The following is a 17,135-nucleotide window of genomic DNA, read 5'->3' as shown; positions in this document are numbered from 1 at the left end:
CTTGATGGCCGAGCGAGTCAGCAGCGCAATCGGCCTCACTTGCGCTGCTGCGCGCCCATCAGTTCAGCCACGCAGCGCCGTGACCAACTCAGCCAGCCAAGGCTCGGCGTCGGTTTCCGGGGTCACGCTTTCGCTCGCATCGAGGCGCAGCATCGGCAGCACTTCGCGCAAACCCAACTCGCCGAACAGTTCGCGCATCTGTTCACCGCCGCCGCAGAACGTGTCGCCATAACTGGCGTCGCCCAAGGCAATGACCGCGCCGGGCAAACCGCGCCAGGCGGCGGGCAATTGGTCGCGAATCATCGAATACAACGGTTGCAGGTTGTCCGGCAGTTCGCCCATGCCGGTGGTCGAGGTCACGGCCAGAAAGGCCTCTGGGGCAAATGCCTGGACATCCGCGAGGCTGGCGCGCGGGTTGTGCCAGGTTTGAAAACCGGCGTCTTGCAGAATTTTCGCGGCGTGCCGGGCGACTTCTTCAGCCGTGCCGTACACCGAGCCGGAAAGGATGGCGACTTTCATCAAACTGATCCTGAAGCGGTAAAAGACCCGCGATATTAACAGCACCGACGAAAAAGCTGCGATTGACTCTCGACCACCAGTGATGGCTAGTAGACAGCTCGCGCGGTTCTTTTAAAATGCAGCGCTGCTTTTGCAGCTACGGAGTTTCTGATGATCAACGCTCAATTACTGCAACTCGTCATCAACGCCTCGAACGACGGCATCGTAATCGCCGAAAAAGAAGGTGATGAAGACAACATTCTGATCTACGTGAATCCGGCATTCGAACGCATGACTGGCTACACCAGCGACGAAATCCTCTATCAGGATTGTCGCTACCTGCAGGCCGGAGAGCGCGATCAGGAACCGTTGCAGCGAATTCGCGAAGCGTTGATTCGCGGCGATGGGTGTCGGGAAATATTGCGCAACTACCGCAAGGACGGCACGCCATTCTGGAACGAGCTGTCTCTTTCGACAGTCAAGAATGAGATGGACGGACAAACTTATATCGTCGGCGTACAAAAAGACGTCACCACGCAAGTCAACGCGCAACAGAGCGTCACGCGGCTTGAAGCGCAAATCGCTGAATTGCAGGCGGAACTCGCTGAATTAAAAGCGACGAACGGCGCAAACAAAAATGCGAATTAATTGTCATTAACTACAATCACCGATGACTTTGTAACTTTTATTTACGAGCAAGCCATGCAGCGCGACGCCCTCCTGACTCAGGATGAGCTGGATTTTATCCAGACCATGCAGCACAACCCGCAACTAAATATGCGGGATGCAACGTCGAGCCTGCTCGTCAACGGTGGATCGCAGATCCGCGATTTGCTCACGCGCCTCGCCGCGCACGAGCAAGTGACCATCCAGGCCAACTTCGAAAATCAGCAAATGACTTTTCCGTTGCACCTCGTGGAAGATGAATTCCACGCATTGCATCTGCGTTTGGGCGTGCCGAGTATTTTTGAAGATGGGCCGATGGTCCGTCCTTGGCGCCTGACACTCGAAGAGCCGGTCGCGCTGGAGAATGCCAAAGGGCAGCCCGGCACGCTGTTCGTGCATGAAGTGTCGTTCAAAGGGATTTTGCTGGAAGTGCGCAACAAGACCAAACCACCGAAGCATTTTGCCTTGTGGTTCAGCCCTTCGGGTTATGAGCGGATCGCGTTGCGCGGTACATTCGAGCGCGAGACCGAACACGGCTTCTTCGCTTATCAGTTAAGCCAGAGCGACACTGATGAGACTGAACGACTGCGACAGTTCATCCTTCAGCAACATCGCCTGACCCACCCCGCCCTGCACGTCTGAACCTCAACTTTCCAATTTTCCCGCCATAAACTGCTTCAGGCGGTGGCGCATCAATACCCCTTCGTTGCCCAGACATCCGACGGAAGACCCGGCCAGGCTTTCCTGCGCCAGGTCGGACGCATCGCCCGCTAGCAGCACCTGACAGTCCAGGCTCAGCGCCAAGCGGTTCAAGCGGCGCGGCAACTCGGGCGCCGGCGCGTGATTGGAAAACAGCACCAGCGCCAACGGTTTGATTCGCTCGCAGACCAGCGTCAGCTCATCGAATGGCTGACCGATCGTCAGCACGCGCACGCCGGTGTCTGCGCCACTCAGGAACAGTGCGGCGATGAGCAATTCGAGCTCGCGGCAATGCCCGACCAGTGCGCAGATGACCACACGGCGCGGCGTACTATCGCGGAGCAGCATCAGGCGTTGGGCGACGCGCGAGCGCAGAAAGCCATCGAGAAATAACCATTCGCTGGTCTGGCCGAAGGTTTCCAGGCGTTGCAACAGTTGCTTCCAGAGCGGCAGCAGGATGTCCTGGAACACCACCGCCAGCGAATAACTGGAGAAAATCTGCCCGTAGATACGTTCCAGTTGCACGTCGTCAAAAGCGCTGACAGCCGCCTGAACTTGTTCCTGCCACTGGGTGTAGTCGGCGAGGATCTGTTCGTAGGGAATAATGGGCGCGAGCACCTTGGGCGGTTCGGTCTTGGCGAGGATCTTGCCAACCTTGCTCACCGCGACGCCACGATCGATCCACTCGACGATGCTGCGCACTGTCGCAATATCGACCATCGAATATAGACGATGCCCGCTTTCGGTGCGCTTGGGTTGGATCAGGCCGTATCGACGCTCCCAGGCGCGAAGCGTTACAGGGTTGATACCGGTAAGGCGGGCTACCTCTCGAATCGGGAACAATTCTTCCTGACTCAGGGCAACAACGGTGTGCAAGCTAGAGACAGTGTCATTCAGGACAGTCATCAGCGTAGCGGTCGTCCATAGACAGATTGGATCCCATTCTAGCGCCTATCCCGCGAGACCATTCAATTTGTTACAAGCGACGAACGCCGCTGTCGTAATGATCAGATTCGGGAATAATCCTTGCTTGTTTTCAAGCGCAGCCCACTACCCCGGCGCTGCGCCTGGCGAAACTCCTACCCGGAGCGACGCAACTGTCATATGGAGATACAAAATGTCTACCTCCCCCGTCACGCTGATGGTGGCGCGCCGTGTTGCCGCCGGCCGTTATCAGGACTTGATCGCCTGGTTGCGTGAAGGCGAACAACTGGCCACCGACTTCCCCGGTTATCTCGGCTCAGGCGTGCTGGCTCCGCCGCCCGACGATGATGAATTCCAGATTATTTTCCGCTTCGCCGACGAGCAGACGCTGCACGCCTGGGAGCATTCCGCCTCGCGTACCGCGTGGCTGGACCGTGGCAGCGACTTGTTCGCCCACCCGACGGAACATCGGGTCAGCGGCATCGAGGGCTGGTTTGGCGCTGCCGGCAATCGCCCGCCGCGCTGGAAACAGGCTGTGGCGATCTGGCTGGCGTTTTTCCCGGTATCGCTGCTGTTCAATTTCGTCTTCGGGCCGCTGCTTAACGACCTGAGTTTGCTGCCTCGGGTGATGATCAGCACGTTGTGCCTGACGCCATTGATGGTTTACCTGTTCATTCCGCTGTCGACCCGATTGCTTGCCAATTGGCTGCACAGCACGCCGACGCGGCCAGTTCCAGTGACACCGACCACCCAACACCGCTGAACCTTGCAGGAGCGAGGCGTGCCCGCGAAGATCGATGACGCGGTCTGAGGCCAATACCGAGCCCGCTCAATCGCGAGCAAGCTTTGCTCCCACAGGTTTCAAAGGTTTCAAAGGTTTCATAGCTTCACAGGTGTCATAGGTGAACGCTTGCGGTCGCTGGTATAGTTTTGCCCTTACCGCGACGCGAGCCGTTCATGACTTCTTCCGCAGCTCCAATCCTCATCACCGGTGCCGGCCAGCGTGTCGGTTTGCACTGCGCGCGGCGTTTGCTCGAAGACGGCCATCGGCTGATTTTCAGCTACCGCAGCGAACGTCCCGGCGTGCAAGCGTTGCGCGATCTCGGGGCGATTGGCGTGTACGCCGACTTCTCCAACGAAGCCGGAATTCTCGCGTTCATCAGCGAACTCAAGACCCACACCAAGAGCTTGCGCGCGATTATCCACAACGCCTCCGAATGGCTGGCCGAAACCCCGGACACTGACGCGCAGGCGTTTACCCGGATGTTCAGCGTGCACATGCTCGCGCCGTACCTGATCAACCTGCATTGCGCCGACCTGCTGCAACGCAGCAGCCCTGCCGACATCGTGCACATCAGCGACGACGTCACGCGCAAGGGCAGCAGCAATCACATCGGCTACTGCGCCAGCAAGGCCGGGCTCGACAGCCTGACCCTGTCCTTCGCCGCCAAATACGCGCCGGCGATCAAGGTCAACGGCATCGCCCCAGCCCTGCTATTGTTCAATCCCGACGACGACGCGGCGTATCGCGCCAAAGCTCTGGCCAAATCCGCGCTGGGCATCGAACCGGGCAGCGAAGTGATCTACCAGAGCCTGCGTTATCTGCTCGACAACCCTTATGTCACCGGCACGACCCTGACCGTCAACGGCGGACGGCACGTCAAATAAGCCGCCCCCGCGAGGATCCGCCATGCCCCTGTCCCGTAATGCCTTAGCCGAGAGCTATCGCGAGATTCTCATCGGCCTCGGTGAAAACCCTGACCGCGAGGGTTTGCTAGACACACCGATGCGCGCGGCCAAAGCCATGCAATACCTGTGTCATGGTTATGAACAAAGCGTCGACGAGATCGTCAACGGCGCGCTGTTTTCCTCCGACAGCGACGAGATGATCATCGTCGCCGACATCGAGCTGTATTCGCTGTGCGAGCATCACCTGCTGCCCTTCATCGGCAAGGCGCATGTGGCTTATATTCCGACAGGTAAAGTGCTGGGTCTGTCGAAAATCGCGCGGCTGGTGGACATGTTCGCGCGGCGCCTGCAGATCCAGGAAAACCTCACCCGGCAAATCGCCGACGCCGTGCAGCAAGTGACTGGCGCCGCCGGTGTCGCCGTGGTGATCGAGGCCCGGCACATGTGCATGATGATGCGCGGCGTCGAAAAACAGAATTCGACCATGAACACCTCGGTGATGCTCGGCGCCTTCCGCGACTCGAGCAACACCCGCCAGGAGTTCCTGCAATTGATTGGACGGAGCAAGTAGCAATGCCACAACTTCAACCAGGAATGGCGCGCATCCGGGTCAAGGACCTGTGCCTGCGCACCTTTATCGGCATCAACGAGGACGAAATCCTCAACAAGCAGGATGTGCTGATCAACCTCACCATCCTCTACGCGGCGCAGGAAGCGGTGCGCGACAACGACATTGATCACGCGTTGAATTACCGCACCATCACCAAGTCGATCATCGCTCACGTGGAGGGCAATCGCTTTGCTCTGCTCGAACGCCTGACCCAGGAAATCCTTGATCTGGTGATGGTGAATGAGTCGGTGCAGTACGCCGAAGTCGAAGTCGACAAACCCCACGCGCTGCGATTTGCCGAGTCGGTGTCGATTACGCTCGCGGCGAGCCGCTGAGCTTCAAGCTTCAAGCTTCAAGCGGTAAGCTAACGGCCACCGAAATCCACCTTGCAGCTTGCCGCTCCAAGCTGTCCCGCAGAGACCCAAATGAACGATCAACAACGCCTGGAACTTGAAGCCGCAGCCTTCCGCCGACTGGTCGCGCACCTCGACAGTCGCAAGGACGTGCAGAACATCGACCTGATGAACCTCTCGGGTTTCTGCCGTAACTGCCTGTCGAAGTGGTACAAGGCCGCTGCCGACGAACGCCAGATCGAGGTCAGCCTCGATGACGCGCGCGAAGTCGTCTACGGCATGCCGTACGCCGAGTGGAAAGCCCAATACCAGCAAGAAGCCAGCGCCGACCAACAAGCGGCGTTCGCCAAAGGAAAACCCAATGAGTGATTTGACCACCCTGCGCGCCAGCCTCAACAGCGGCGAACACGTTTTCGCCAACACCCTCGCGTTCATCGCCGAGCATTACGATTATCAGCCGCAAGCCTTCAGTAACGGCGAAGTGCAAAACGCGGCCGGGCAGAACGAAGGCTCGTGCAAGACTCTGGGCCTGGCGCTGCTGGAAGGCCTGAGCGATGCAGAAGCGCTGCTGGCGTTCGGCGAACATTACCGTTCGGTAGTCGCAACGCCTGAAGGCAGCGACCACGGCAACATCCGCGCGTTGATCGCGCATGGCTTGGCCGGCGTCAAATTCAGCGCGCAACCCCTGACCCGCCGCTAAACGCGTTCCTGTAGGAGCGAGGCTTGCCCGCGAAGGCAATTTCCCCAACGCCATCGCAGCCAGCCATCGCCCCAAACGCCCGCCACAACACATCCCGACTTTTAAGATTGACCCGGCGACTTTATTTCGTTTGCCGCCCCCCTCTGCTCACGGCTTAGATAAAAAGAAGCAACCCTTCTTCCCAGGCCCGACTTAATGAGCAGGTATCCATGAGCAGCGAAAGCATCAGCCAGTCGATCAATGTCGTTCACCCGATCACGCTCAGCCACGGCAAAAACGCCGAAGTCTGGGACACCGAGGGCAAACGCTACATCGACTTTGTCGGCGGCATCGGCGTGCTCAACCTCGGCCACTGCCACCCGCGCATCGTCGAAGCCATTCGCGATCAGGCCACTCGCCTGACCCACTACGCGTTCAACGCCGCGCAGCATTCGCCCTACATCGACCTGATGCAGCGCCTCACAGCGTTCATTCCGGTGGATTACCCGGTCAGCGGCATGCTCACCAACAGCGGCGCGGAAGCGGCGGAAAACGCCCTGAAAATTGTCCGTGGCGCCACTGGCCGCAGCGTCGTGATCGCCTTCGACGGCGCGTTTCATGGCCGCACGCTCGCCACACTCAACCTCAATGGCAAAGTCGCGCCGTACAAACAGAAAGTCGGCACGTTACCGGGACCGGTGTACCACCTGCCCTTTCCGAGCAAGGACAACGGCGTGTCCTGCGCCGAAGCGCTGAAGGCGCTGGACCGGTTGTTCAGCGTCGAAATCGACGTCAATGATGTCGCCTGTTTTATCGTCGAACCGGTGCAGGGCGAAGCGGGCTTCCTGGCGCTGGACGTCGAATTCGCGCAAGCCTTGCGCCGCTTCTGCGATGAGAAAAACATCCTGCTGATCGCCGATGAAATCCAGTCCGGTTTCGGCCGCACCGGCGAACGTTTTGCCTTCTCGCGATTGGGCATCGAGCCGGACTTGATCCTGCTCGCCAAAAGCATCGCCGGCGGCATGCCACTCGGTGCGGTGGTCGGGCGCAAAACGCTGCTCGACACCTTGCCCAAGGGCGGCCTCGGCGGCACCTATTCGGGCAATCCGATCGCCTGCGCCGCCGCCCTGGCGACACTCGACGAAATGACCGACGCGAACCTGCAGGCGTGGGGCGCGCAACAGGAAGAAGCCATCGTCAGCCGTTACCAGTCGTGGCGCCGCGACAAGATTTCGCCGTACCTCGGCCGCCTGACCGGCGTCGGCGCCATGCGTGGCATCGAGTTGGCGCACGCCGACGGCACCCCCGCAGCGGCGCAACTCACGCAATTGCTGGCGCTCGCCCGCGACGCCGGGTTGCTGCTGATGCCGAGCGGCAAGTCGCGGCACATCATCCGTTTGCTCGCGCCACTGACTACCGAGGCGGCGGTGCTGGAGGAAGGGTTGGATATTTTTGCCGCGTGCCTGGCCCGGCTCGACTGAACCGCAAACTGCGTTCCGGGAATGACGTAGCGAATTATGTTCGCTTGTGGTCGCGGATTTGGCGTCGCAATACTGCCCAATACCCAACCTGCAACCCACTTTTATCTAGCGAGAAGATCACTACCTACAAGCCGAGGCGTTCATGTATCACGACAATATAATTTATAAGAAAAAGTCCAATGATCCTCAATTCCTGCTTGGCGTCGCCGTGGTGTTGTTCCTCGGCGCCTACCTGATGAACTTGGGCAACAGCGCCCTCAGCCACTTCCTGCAACCACTGCTGGGCGATACCGCCGACAGCCTGACCGCGCGCAACATCGCCATCGGCGTGCTGATCGCGGTGCTCGGCACGCTGAATTTCCACGTCCTCGGGCGCCTGAAATTCAAAGTGCAAACCACCGTGGTGTGGATTGAGTTGCTGATTCTGTTTCTGGCGTTCTTCGACACTTTCAACCTCTCGTACAGCTTCATCCTCGACAAAGTCGGTTTCCTCATCGTCCAAGGCGCAGCGACCACGCTGTACATTTCCGCCGTGGCGATCGTGATCGCCTTCGTGCTGGCGCTGATCGGCGCCGTCGCCAAACTCTCGAACAACGGCCTGGCTAACGCCCTCGCCTCGTTCTACACCTCGTTCTTTCGCGGCGTGCCGCTGCTGATCCAGATCTACCTGATCTACCTCGGGCTGCCGCAACTCGGTTACGTGGTCGACGCCGTGCCGGCGGGCATTCTCGCGTTGTCGCTGTGCTACGGCGCGTACATGACCGAGATCTTCCGCGCCGGCATCCAGAGCATTCCGGTCGGCCAGTGGGAAGCCTCGCGGGCCTTGGGCATCAGCCCGTTCAAGACCTTGAGCCGGGTGATCATGCCGCAAGCCTTGCGGGTGATTATTCCGCCGACCGGCAACCAGTTCATCGCCATGCTCAAAGACAGTTCGCTGGTGTCGGTTATCGGCGTCTGGGAACTGATGTACCTGGCCAAGACCCAGGGCCGCGCGGATTTCCGTCACCTCGAAATGCTCATCACCGCCGCGATGATTTACTGGGCGCTGTCGTTCATCCTCGAACGGGTGCAGGCGCGCATCGAAAAACGCGTCAACCGATCCACTGTGCGAGGTTGAACCGATGACGCTGACTACAACCGCCCAACGCCTCGACCCGATCGCTGCCCAACAGCCTGCGCCGACGATGATTTCGATCAGCGGCCTGAACAAGTGGTACGGCAATTTTCACGCCTTGCGCGACGTCGATCTGAGCGTCGCCGCCGGTGAAATCCTGGTGGTTTGCGGGCCTTCGGGCTCGGGCAAATCGACGATGATTCGCTGCATCAATCACCTCGAAAACTTTCAGAAAGGCCAGATCCAAGTCAACGGCATCACCCTCACCAGTGAGGCCGAAAGTGTCAGCGCGGTGCGCCGCGAGATCGGCATGGTGTTCCAGAGTTTCAACCTGTTCCCGCACCTGAGCGTAATGGACAACCTGACCCTGGCGCCGCAACTGGTGCAAGGCGTGTCGAGTGTCGAGGCGAAAAAACGCGCGCAGGTGTACCTCGAACGTGTGCGGATTGCCGAGCACGCGCACAAATATCCGTCGCAACTGTCCGGCGGTCAGCAGCAGCGCGTGGCGATTGCCCGGGCGCTGTGCATGAACCCGAAAGTGATGCTGTTCGACGAACCGACCTCGGCGCTCGACCCGGAAATGGTCCACGAGGTGCTGGACGTGATGGGCGAACTGGCCACCGACGGCATGACCATGATCTGCGTGACCCACGAGATGGGCTTCGCCAGCAAAGTCGCTGACCGCGTGCTGTTCATGGATCAGGGCCAGGTCATCGAACAAGCCACCCCGGCGGAATTTTTCAACAACCCGCAGACCGAACGCGCGCAGAAATTCCTCTCGCAAATCATCGGTCACTGAGAACGCTTTCCCCTTAATAGCGTTACCCGCGCATAGCTTTACCCCGCAAAACAATAACGAAAAGTGGAGATAGACATGCTCAGCAAAAAATCCGCAATCACCCTCGCCGCCACCCTGTCGCTGTTGTTCGTCGGTGCCGCGAATGCCGGGGCAGTGCTGGACAAGATCCAGAGCAGCAAAACCCTGACCGTCGCCACTTCGGCGACCTGGCCACCGCAGGGTTTCATCAACGACAAAAATGAAATCGACGGTTTTGATATCGACGTGTCCAAGGAAATCGCCAAGCGCCTCGGGGTCGAGGTCAAGTTCATCACGCCGGACTGGGATGTGATCACCGCCGGCAAGTGGAACGGTCGCTGGGACGTGTCCGTGGGCTCGATGACCGCGACCAAAAGTCGTGCGCGAATCCTCGATTTCCCCGGCACTTATTACTACGTGCCCTACGTGTTTGCCGTGCACGACAAATCCAAAGTCACTGACCATAAAGCGCTGAATGGCAAAACCATCGGCGTCGAGGGCGGGACCACGTCCGAGGACTATTTCAGCCAGGCACTGGCGATTGAAACCAGCGACGTGCCGCCGGTGGTCTACGACGTGAAAACCGAAAAAATGAAGACCTACGCCGGTTCCGTCGGCCCGCTCGACGACCTGCGCCTGGGCGACGGCACGCGCCTCGACGCGATCCTCACGCAACGCAGCACGCTGGATGCGGCGGTGAAAAAAGGCTATCCACTGCGCGCCGTCGACAACAACGTGGCGTTCTACGAACCGCTGGCCGTGGCCACCGACAAGGGTGACCCGGAACTGAAAGCCAAACTCAGCGAAATCATCGGCGAAATGCACAAGGACGGCACGCTGACCAAGCTGTCGGACAAGTGGTACGGCGTCGACTACTCGACCATCAAATAACCCTGCGCCGACACCCTGGGGGAGCGACCAAATTCGCTCCCATTACAGCGATCTCAAGGATTGAACATGTCCTTCCCGACGACCTGGTATTCCCAAACCTCGCTGCCTCGCGCGGGCAGGTCCGCATTGCGCAGTGACGAAAGCTGCGACGTCTGCATCATCGGCGCCGGTATTGCCGGCCTGACTGCCGCACTGGAACTGACCCGTCGCGGCAAACGGGTGATTCTTCTCGAAGCGCAGCAAGTGGCGTGGGGCGCGTCCGGGCGCAATGGCGGCGTGGTCTCGCCGGGCTGGGCCGAAGGCTCGGGCGCGATCCGCAAGAAACTCGGTCTGGAGCAGGCGCGTGCGCTGTTCCAGATGTCGGTCGAAGGCGTCGAGATTGTTCGCAGCAACATCGCCGAACTCGCGCTGAGCGGTTGCGCGCCGTCCGCCGGGACGATTCGCGTCAAGCGTTACGACGATGGCGCCGCAGTGAAAAACCACATCGAAACCATGCGCCGCGATTTCGGTTATGAATTGAATTACCTCGACACCGCGCAGGTTCGTCAACGGGCGCACACGCAGCGTTACTTTCAAGGCGTCGAAGACCCAAACGCGCTGCACTTTCATCCGCTGAATTATTGCCTGGGTCTGGCGCTGGCCATTGAAACGGCGGGGGGGCGGATTTTCGAACAGTCGAAGATGCTGTCCTGGGAGCACCAGGGCGCCGACAAAATCGTCAGGACCGCTCACGGCACGGTGTGTTGCCGCGATCTGGTGTTCTGCGCGGGCGGCTACGGCGGCGCGGAATTGCAGAAACTCAGCCGCGCCTATTTGCCGATCGCCACGTATGTGGTGCTGACCGAACACTTGGGCAACGCGATCAAAAACGTCCTCGACTCCGGCGCGGCGTTCTCCGACGACCGTCGCGCGTCCGACTATTACCGCGTGGTCGAGGGCGATCGCCTGCTCTGGGGCGGACGCATCACCACCCGCAACGAACAAAACGAGAAAGCGCTGGCGACGATGTTGAAAGCCGACATGGTCTCGGTTTATCCACAACTGGCGTCGGTGAAAATCGAGCTGGCGTGGTCGGGGTTGATGGGCTATTCGACCAATAAAATGCCGAATCTTGGCGTGCTGGATCCGGGGGTTTGGGCGTGCACTTCGTTTGGTGGCCACGGCTTGAACAGCGGGTCGATCTGCGGTCGGCTAATTGCTGAAGCGGTATGCGGCGAGAGTGCGCGGTATCAGCTGTTCAAACCATATCTGCTGGATTGGAACGGTGGGCCGTTCGGCAAGATCGCGGCGAATGCGATCTATCAATCGCTGAAGGTGATGGACTTCGTCCAGGAGCGATTAAAGGGCTGAAGGTAAACGCGAACCATACACGTTTTCTTTGGGCACAAAAAAACCGGCCGGAGCCGGTTTTTTCATTTCAGCGTTATCAGAACGCGACGTTCTGCAGGTCGTCGAGGTAGCGCTCGGCGTCGAGCGCGGCCATGCAACCGGCGCCGGCCGAGGTGATCGCTTGGCGGTAAACGTGGTCGGCGACGTCACCGGCGGCAAAGATGCCTTCGATGCTGGTCGCGGTGGCGTTGCCTTCACGGCCGCCGTGGATTACCAGGTAGCCGTCTTTCAACGTCAGTTGGCCTTCGAACAGCGAAGTGTTCGGGGTGTGGCCGATGGCGATGAACACGCCGTCCACGGTCAGTTCGTCGAAGCTGCCGTCGTTGTTCTTCAGACGCGCACCGGTCACGCCCATGTTGTCGCCGAGAACTTCGTCCAGCGTCGAGTTCAACTTGAGGATGATCTTGCCTTCGGCAACGCGTGCATTCAGCTTGTCGATCAAAATCTTCTCGGCGCGGAAGGTTTCGCGACGGTGGATCAAGGTCACGGTGCTGGCGATGTTGGCCAGGTACAGCGCTTCTTCAACAGCAGTGTTACCACCACCGACTACCGCCACTGGCTTGTTGCGATAGAAGAAACCGTCGCAGGTTGCGCAGGCCGAAACGCCTTTGCCCATGAACGCTTCTTCCGACGGCAGGCCCAGGTAACGAGCGCTGGCGCCGGTGGCGATGATCAGCGCGTCACAGGTGTAAGTGCCGCTGTCGCCGGTCAGCGAGTAAGGTTTGGAAGCGAAGTCGACGGCGTTGATGTGATCGAAAACGATCTCGGTTTCAAAACGCTCGGCGTGCTCTTTCATCCGCTCCATCAGCGCCGGGCCGGTCAGGCCGTGGACGTCGCCCGGCCAGTTGTCGACTTCGGTGGTGGTGGTCAGTTGACCGCCAGCCTGCATGCCGGTGATCAGCAGAGGCTTGAGGTTGGCACGCGCGGCATATACCGCAGCGCTGTAACCGGCAGGGCCGGAACCGAGAATAATCACTCGCGAATGACGGACTTCAGACATGACCTGCTCCTGTTAACCGGGCCGAAACATCTGGCGCGGAACGCCGGGTTGGCCGGCGGCAATAAAAAAGGACTGTTGAAAGCACTTGGGGAAGGCTTGAGCTCGACAGTCCTGTAAAAAGAATGGGTGCAGCGTATCGAGGGGGCGAAGATTAAGGAAATACGGTTTAACAATCCAGCTCATAGGCGGTCTCTATCCCGATGCGGTGATTTTATAGACGCCTTTGTTACAGTGAATGTCGATGTTACAACCGCGCTTTCGCCTGTGAGGCAAAGTCGGTAAGGTCGGCGCGTTTACCCTTTGCTCGGAGCACGCTATGCCCGCCCCTGTTCTGTCCGGCCCGCAATACCTGCGCGAAGGCCTCAAACTGGTCCTCAGCCCGGGCCTGCGTTTGTTCGTGTTGTTGCCGCTGGCAATCAACCTGGTGCTGTTCGTCGGATTGATTTACCTCGCCGGCCATCAATTCAGCATTTGGGTCGACACGTTGATGCCGTCCCTGCCCGACTGGCTGAGTTTCCTCAGTTACATCCTGTGGCCAATCTTTGTGGTGCTGGTGGTGCTGATGGTGTTTTTCACTTTCACCATGCTCGCCAACGTGATCGCCGCGCCGTTCAACGGTTTCCTCGCGGAGAAAGTCGAAGTGGTTGTACGCGGCACCGACGACTTCCCGGCCTTCAGTTGGGGCGAGTTGATCGAAATGATCCCGCGCACCCTCGCCCGCGAAATGCGCAAACTCGGCTACTTCCTGCCACGCGCGCTCGGGCTGTTCATCCTCTCGTTCATTCCGGTGGTCAACATCATCGCGGCGCCGTTGTGGCTGCTGTTCGGCGTGTGGATGATGGCGATCCAGTACATCGACTACCCGGCGGACAACCACAAACTCGGCTGGAACGAGATGCTCGCGTGGCTGCGGCAGAAGCGCTGGCAGAGCATGAGTTTCGGCGGCAGCGTGTACCTGGTGTTGCTGATTCCAGTGGTCAACATCTTGATGATGCCGGCAGCCGTGGCCGGGGCGACGCTGTTCTGGGTGCGTGAGCGCGGCGCGGAAAACCTGGTCGTGCAGCAGCGCTGAGCCGGTCACAAATCCATCACGCAATCGCCACAATGACGACATGGCCTCAGCCGACACTGAGGTCATGACGACAATTCTGCATATCACCCTGATCACCGAAACCTTCCCACCCGAAATCAACGGCGTGGCCAATACCCTTGGCCGCTTGTGCGACGGTTTGCGCGCGCGCGGGCATCGCGTCGAACTGGTGCGACCGCGTCAAAGCGCTGATCGCCAATCGTCCAGCGACGACGCACTGATGCTCTGTCGCGGCTGGCCGCTGCCGGGTTATCCGGGGTTGCAATGGGGTCAGTCGTCGATGCACAAATTGTTGCGGCGCTGGAAGCGCCAGCGCCCGGACGTGCTGTACATCGCCACGGAGGGGCCGCTGGGGTTATCGGCGTTGCGCGCGGCGCGGCGCTTGGGGATTGCGGTGGTCAGCGGCTTTCACACCAATTTCCAGCAGTACACCCGCCAATACGGGCTCGGTTTGCTGACCCGATTGCTCACGCATTACCTGCGCTGGTTTCACAACCGTTCGACGCTGACGCTGGTGCCGAGTATCAGCCAGCGCCTGGAACTGGAGCGTCGCCAATTCGAGCGGCTGGCGTTGCTGTCGCGCGGGGTCGATAGCCAACTGTTTCACCCGGCCAAACGCCTCGATGCGCTGCGTGAACAGTGGGGGCTGGCGGAGCGGGATGTCGCGGTGATCCATGTCGGGCGGTTGGCGCCGGAGAAGAACCTCGGGCTGCTCAAGCGTAGTTTCGAGGCGTTGAAAGCCACTTATCCACAGCGGAATCTCAAGCTGATTGTTGTCGGCGACGGCCCGCAGCGGCTGGCACTGGAGAAGGAATTGCCCGAGGCGATTTTCTGCGGTGCGCAGCGCGGCGAGGCGCTGGCCAGTCACTACGCGTCGGCGGATGTGTTTCTGTTTCCGAGCCTGACCGAGACTTTCGGCAATGTCGTGCTGGAGGCGCTGGCCTCGGGGCTCGGCGTGGTGGCTTACGATATGGCGGCGGCGGGTCAGCATATCCGCCACGGCTACAACGGCGTGCTGGCGATGCCGGGCGATGAGCAGGCGTTTTGCGAAGCGGCGTGTTGGTTGCTGGAGCATCGGGAAACGCTGCGCTGCGTGCGTTTGAATGCGCGCCAGCATGCGAGCCGGCAGGGTTGGGCAGCGATTATCGAGGAGTTTGAAAGGCAGTTGCGTGGGGCTTGTGCACAGGAACAGACATTGCCAGATGTTGCATTGCTGCCCTAGAAGCTTCGCGGGCAAGCCTCGTTCCTACAGGTTTTGCGCTGTACACAAATCCTGTAGGAGCGAGGCTTGCCCGCGAAGAGGCCTTCCCTGCTGGCGCTTAAACCAGCGTCATCAACGCCTCACGGCTGAACGGCAAAATATCTTCCTCGCGGCCATCGCGCACTTTCTGCGCCCAGTCCGGATCAACCAGCAGCGCACGCCCGACCGCCACCAGATCAAACTCTTCCTTGTTCAAGCGTTCCAGCAGATTTTCCAGGCTGGCCGGTTGCGCGACTTTGTCGGTGTTGACCATGAACTGCAAAAACTCGCCATCCAGGCCGACGCTGCCGACGGTAATGGTCGGTTTGCCCGTGAGTTTGCGCGTCCAGCCCGCCAGATTGAGGTCGGAGCCGTCGAACTCGGGCTCCCAGAACCGCCGCGTCGAGCAGTGGAAAATGTCCACGCCAGCGTCGGATAGCGGCTTGAGGAATTCGCCGAGCGCTTCCGGGGTTTGCACCAGACGTGCGGTGTAATCCTGCTGCTTCCATTGCGAGAAACGGAAGATGATCGGGAAACCTTCGCCAACCGCCGCGCGCACCGCTTGAACCAGTTCGATGGCGAAACGTGAACGGTTGGCGAGGCTGCCGCCGTATTCGTCGGTGCGCTGGTTGCTGCCCTCCCAGAAGAACTGGTCGACCAGATAACCGTGGGCGCCGTGGATTTCCACGCCGTCCATGCCGATGCTCTGGGCATCTTTGGCCGCCTGCGCAAACGCAGCGATCACTTCCTGAATGTCTTGATGAGACATGCCGTGAACCACGACCTGACCGTCCTTGAGTTTTTCCGTCGGGCCGTAACCCGGCACGGAGGCGTCCGGCTCGGTGCCGATGCGGCGCACGCTGCCGACGTGCCACAGCTGCGGAACGATCTTACCGCCCTCGGCGTGTACCGCATCAACCACTTTCTTCCAGCCGGCCAGCGCCGCTTCGCCGTAGAAATGCGGCACGTTCGGGTAACCGTTGGAGGCCTGGTGGCCGACCGTGGTGCCTTCGGTAATGATCAGGCCGACGCCTGCTGCGGCGCGGCGGCGGTAGTATTCGATAACTTTGGAATCAGGCACGCCGCCGGGGGAAAAGGAGCGGGTCATCGGCGCCATGACGACGCGGGTCGGCAGTTCGAGAGTGCCGAGGTGGAACGGTTTGAACAGGGCTTTGACACGCATGGGACGCTCCACGGAGATAAACTTTATGACGGCGATAATATGGAGAGTCGCAAGGCTTGAACAGCATTATTGATTGCGGTGATTAAGGATCAGAAGACAGATGTACCGTAGGAGCAAGGCTTGCCCGCGAAGGCGTCGTGCCAGTCGACATCGTCATTAACTGACAGGACGCTTTCGCGGGCAAGCCTCGCTCCTACAAGGGAACGGGTTAGCCGAGGGCTTTTTCGATAGCGTTGACTATCGTCGGATCGTCCGGCGACGTCCGTGGGGAGAAGCGCGCCAGGACCCGGCCGTCCTTGCCGAGGAGGAATTTTTCGAAGTTCCAGGTAATGTCCCCGGGAAACTCCGCGCCCTCGCCCGCCAGCAGACGGTACAACTGGTGACGCTCGTGACCGTTGACTTCCAGCTTGCTGGACAACGGAAACGTCACGCCATAGTTGAGGCTGCAGAACTCCTGAATCTCTTGCTCGCTGCCCGGTTCCTGTCCGGCAAACTGGTTGCACGGCAGGCCCAGCACGCTGAACCCACGGTCCTTGAACTGCTGATGGAGCTGTTCAAGTGCCTTGTACTGTGGAGTCAAACCACATTTGGAAGCGACGTTGACTACCAGCACGACTTGCCCCTTGAAAGGCAAAAGGGGTAGCTCCTGACCATCCAGGGCTGTCAGTGTAAGGTCGTGGAAAGCACTCATGACGAACTCCAAATTCCCGTGTTCTTCTTCAAACAGCTACCTGGCGGCGTCGCCCGGGATAGCTGCGCACTGAAAAAGGCGCCCTCGGGCGCCTCTCCAGTTCTCGAAAGCTTAGCGCAGA

20 protein-coding genes are annotated in these 17,135 nt (G+C 59.8%); 15 read left to right on the top strand and 5 right to left on the bottom strand.

Annotated features, from left to right (window positions below; translation table 11 throughout):
- Positions 1–63: 63 nt before the first annotated feature.
- Positions 64–519 (bottom strand): flavodoxin, encoded by a 456-nt coding sequence (locus FBY12_RS08115; protein ID WP_145252549.1) that lies wholly within the window; start codon positions 517–519, stop codon positions 64–66.
- Positions 520–669: 150 nt separating this feature from the next.
- On the opposite strand from FBY12_RS08115, the gene FBY12_RS08110 reads away from it, so the two are divergent.
- Both FBY12_RS08110 and FBY12_RS08105 read left to right on the top strand, forming a co-directional pair.
- A complete protein-coding gene (locus tag FBY12_RS08110; protein WP_121732945.1) occupies positions 670–1,146 on the top strand; it encodes a PAS domain-containing protein in 477 nt (158 codons plus the stop codon).
- Between the two features lie 54 nt (positions 1,147–1,200).
- On the top strand, positions 1,201–1,806 hold the full coding sequence (locus tag FBY12_RS08105) for a hypothetical protein (RefSeq protein ID WP_145252548.1): 606 nt from the start codon (positions 1,201–1,203) through the stop codon (positions 1,804–1,806).
- Positions 1,807–1,809: 3 nt separating this feature from the next.
- Here the strand turns inward: FBY12_RS08105 and FBY12_RS08100 are convergent, their stop codons facing one another.
- Positions 1,810–2,769 (bottom strand): MerR family transcriptional regulator, encoded by a 960-nt coding sequence (locus tag FBY12_RS08100; protein WP_145252547.1) that lies wholly within the window; start codon positions 2,767–2,769, stop codon positions 1,810–1,812.
- Between the two features lie 211 nt (positions 2,770–2,980).
- Here FBY12_RS08100 and FBY12_RS08095 point away from each other — a divergent pair, with 211 nt between their 5' ends.
- The 11 genes from FBY12_RS08095 (at position 2,981) to FBY12_RS08045 (ending at position 11,771) form a co-directional block, all read left to right on the top strand.
- Positions 2,981–3,550 carry an antibiotic biosynthesis monooxygenase gene (locus FBY12_RS08095; RefSeq protein WP_145252546.1) on the top strand — a complete coding sequence of 190 codons (570 nt, stop codon included), beginning with the start codon at positions 2,981–2,983 and terminating at the stop codon, positions 3,548–3,550.
- Between the two features lie 194 nt (positions 3,551–3,744).
- Positions 3,745–4,455, top strand: coding sequence for a dihydromonapterin reductase (folM, locus tag FBY12_RS08090; protein WP_145252545.1), 711 nt, complete (start codon positions 3,745–3,747; stop codon positions 4,453–4,455).
- 22 nt (positions 4,456–4,477) lie between these two features.
- Complete coding sequence (gene folE / locus FBY12_RS08085) at positions 4,478–5,047, top strand: GTP cyclohydrolase I FolE (protein WP_145252544.1); 570 nt, start codon at positions 4,478–4,480, stop codon at positions 5,045–5,047.
- Positions 5,048–5,049: 2 nt separating this feature from the next.
- Positions 5,050–5,421 (top strand): dihydroneopterin triphosphate 2'-epimerase, encoded by a 372-nt coding sequence (gene folX / locus FBY12_RS08080; protein WP_092273163.1) that lies wholly within the window; start codon positions 5,050–5,052, stop codon positions 5,419–5,421.
- A gap of 90 nt (positions 5,422–5,511) precedes the next feature.
- Positions 5,512–5,808, top strand: a complete 297-nt coding sequence (locus FBY12_RS08075) for a DUF1244 domain-containing protein (RefSeq protein WP_092273166.1) — start codon at positions 5,512–5,514, stop codon at positions 5,806–5,808.
- Positions 5,801–6,139, top strand: a complete 339-nt coding sequence (locus FBY12_RS08070; RefSeq protein WP_145252543.1) for a HopJ type III effector protein — start codon at positions 5,801–5,803, stop codon at positions 6,137–6,139. Before FBY12_RS08075 ends, FBY12_RS08070 begins: the two co-directional genes overlap by 8 nt.
- A gap of 209 nt (positions 6,140–6,348) precedes the next feature.
- The gene (locus FBY12_RS08065; protein WP_145252542.1) at positions 6,349–7,599 is read left to right on the top strand and encodes an aspartate aminotransferase family protein; all 1,251 of its coding nucleotides are present in this window, start codon (positions 6,349–6,351) and stop codon (positions 7,597–7,599) included.
- A gap of 142 nt (positions 7,600–7,741) precedes the next feature.
- On the top strand, positions 7,742–8,716 hold the full coding sequence (locus tag FBY12_RS08060; RefSeq protein ID WP_145252541.1) for an amino acid ABC transporter permease: 975 nt from the start codon (positions 7,742–7,744) through the stop codon (positions 8,714–8,716).
- 4 nt (positions 8,717–8,720) lie between these two features.
- Positions 8,721–9,512, top strand: a complete 792-nt coding sequence (locus tag FBY12_RS08055) for an amino acid ABC transporter ATP-binding protein (RefSeq protein WP_305887398.1) — start codon at positions 8,721–8,723, stop codon at positions 9,510–9,512.
- A 75-nt stretch (positions 9,513–9,587) separates the two neighbouring features.
- Complete coding sequence (locus FBY12_RS08050; RefSeq protein ID WP_101209646.1) at positions 9,588–10,421, top strand: transporter substrate-binding domain-containing protein; 834 nt, start codon at positions 9,588–9,590, stop codon at positions 10,419–10,421.
- Between the two features lie 66 nt (positions 10,422–10,487).
- A complete protein-coding gene (locus FBY12_RS08045; RefSeq protein WP_145252540.1) occupies positions 10,488–11,771 on the top strand; it encodes an FAD-binding oxidoreductase in 1,284 nt (427 codons plus the stop codon).
- A 76-nt stretch (positions 11,772–11,847) separates the two neighbouring features.
- Here the strand turns inward: FBY12_RS08045 and trxB are convergent, their stop codons facing one another.
- Positions 11,848–12,810, bottom strand: a complete 963-nt coding sequence (gene trxB / locus FBY12_RS08040) for a thioredoxin-disulfide reductase (RefSeq protein ID WP_092273182.1) — start codon at positions 12,808–12,810, stop codon at positions 11,848–11,850.
- 316 nt (positions 12,811–13,126) lie between these two features.
- Between trxB and cysZ the strand changes: the two genes are divergently transcribed.
- Together cysZ and FBY12_RS08025 are read left to right on the top strand one after the other, a co-directional pair.
- Positions 13,127–13,882, top strand: coding sequence for a sulfate transporter CysZ (cysZ, locus tag FBY12_RS08030; protein WP_092273185.1), 756 nt, complete (start codon positions 13,127–13,129; stop codon positions 13,880–13,882).
- A gap of 40 nt (positions 13,883–13,922) precedes the next feature.
- Positions 13,923–15,122 carry a glycosyltransferase family 1 protein gene (locus FBY12_RS08025; RefSeq protein WP_121733560.1) on the top strand — a complete coding sequence of 400 codons (1,200 nt, stop codon included), beginning with the start codon at positions 13,923–13,925 and terminating at the stop codon, positions 15,120–15,122.
- Positions 15,123–15,219: 97 nt separating this feature from the next.
- Here FBY12_RS08025 and FBY12_RS08020 read toward each other — a convergent pair whose 3' ends face one another.
- Together FBY12_RS08020 and FBY12_RS08015 are read right to left on the bottom strand one after the other, a co-directional pair.
- Positions 15,220–16,323, bottom strand: coding sequence for an NADH:flavin oxidoreductase (locus FBY12_RS08020; RefSeq protein ID WP_145252539.1), 1,104 nt, complete (start codon positions 16,321–16,323; stop codon positions 15,220–15,222).
- A 208-nt stretch (positions 16,324–16,531) separates the two neighbouring features.
- Positions 16,532–17,014, bottom strand: coding sequence for a glutathione peroxidase (locus FBY12_RS08015; protein WP_121733562.1), 483 nt, complete (start codon positions 17,012–17,014; stop codon positions 16,532–16,534).
- Positions 17,015–17,135: the final 121 nt, after the last annotated feature.

The organism is Pseudomonas sp. SJZ131 (genome assembly GCF_007828705.1).
Classification (GTDB): Bacteria; Pseudomonadota; Gammaproteobacteria; order Pseudomonadales; family Pseudomonadaceae; genus Aquipseudomonas; species Aquipseudomonas prosekii.
Note: the sequence above shows the minus strand (reverse complement) of the source record. Positions and strands in the feature narration are given on the sequence as shown.

Coding starts and splice junctions, on each gene's coding strand:
- FBY12_RS08075 (WP_092273166.1), top strand. CDS start 5,512: ATGAACGATCAACAACGCCTGGAACTTGAAGCCGCAGCCTTCCGCCGA.
- FBY12_RS08105 (WP_145252548.1), top strand. CDS start 1,201: ATGCAGCGCGACGCCCTCCTGACTCAGGATGAGCTGGATTTTATCCAG.
- FBY12_RS08055 (WP_305887398.1), top strand. CDS start 8,721: ATGACGCTGACTACAACCGCCCAACGCCTCGACCCGATCGCTGCCCAA.
- FBY12_RS08110 (WP_121732945.1), top strand. CDS start 670: ATGATCAACGCTCAATTACTGCAACTCGTCATCAACGCCTCGAACGAC.
- FBY12_RS08015 (WP_121733562.1), bottom strand. CDS start 17,014: ATGAGTGCTTTCCACGACCTTACACTGACAGCCCTGGATGGTCAGGAG.
- folM (WP_145252545.1), top strand. CDS start 3,745: ATGACTTCTTCCGCAGCTCCAATCCTCATCACCGGTGCCGGCCAGCGT.
- folX (WP_092273163.1), top strand. CDS start 5,050: ATGCCACAACTTCAACCAGGAATGGCGCGCATCCGGGTCAAGGACCTG.
- FBY12_RS08020 (WP_145252539.1), bottom strand. CDS start 16,323: ATGCGTGTCAAAGCCCTGTTCAAACCGTTCCACCTCGGCACTCTCGAA.
- FBY12_RS08045 (WP_145252540.1), top strand. CDS start 10,488: ATGTCCTTCCCGACGACCTGGTATTCCCAAACCTCGCTGCCTCGCGCG.
- FBY12_RS08065 (WP_145252542.1), top strand. CDS start 6,349: ATGAGCAGCGAAAGCATCAGCCAGTCGATCAATGTCGTTCACCCGATC.
- FBY12_RS08100 (WP_145252547.1), bottom strand. CDS start 2,769: ATGACTGTCCTGAATGACACTGTCTCTAGCTTGCACACCGTTGTTGCC.
- FBY12_RS08050 (WP_101209646.1), top strand. CDS start 9,588: ATGCTCAGCAAAAAATCCGCAATCACCCTCGCCGCCACCCTGTCGCTG.
- cysZ (WP_092273185.1), top strand. CDS start 13,127: ATGCCCGCCCCTGTTCTGTCCGGCCCGCAATACCTGCGCGAAGGCCTC.
- FBY12_RS08070 (WP_145252543.1), top strand. CDS start 5,801: ATGAGTGATTTGACCACCCTGCGCGCCAGCCTCAACAGCGGCGAACAC.
- trxB (WP_092273182.1), bottom strand. CDS start 12,810: ATGTCTGAAGTCCGTCATTCGCGAGTGATTATTCTCGGTTCCGGCCCT.
- FBY12_RS08060 (WP_145252541.1), top strand. CDS start 7,742: ATGTATCACGACAATATAATTTATAAGAAAAAGTCCAATGATCCTCAA.
- FBY12_RS08095 (WP_145252546.1), top strand. CDS start 2,981: ATGTCTACCTCCCCCGTCACGCTGATGGTGGCGCGCCGTGTTGCCGCC.
- folE (WP_145252544.1), top strand. CDS start 4,478: ATGCCCCTGTCCCGTAATGCCTTAGCCGAGAGCTATCGCGAGATTCTC.
- FBY12_RS08115 (WP_145252549.1), bottom strand. CDS start 519: ATGAAAGTCGCCATCCTTTCCGGCTCGGTGTACGGCACGGCTGAAGAA.
- FBY12_RS08025 (WP_121733560.1), top strand. CDS start 13,923: ATGGCCTCAGCCGACACTGAGGTCATGACGACAATTCTGCATATCACC.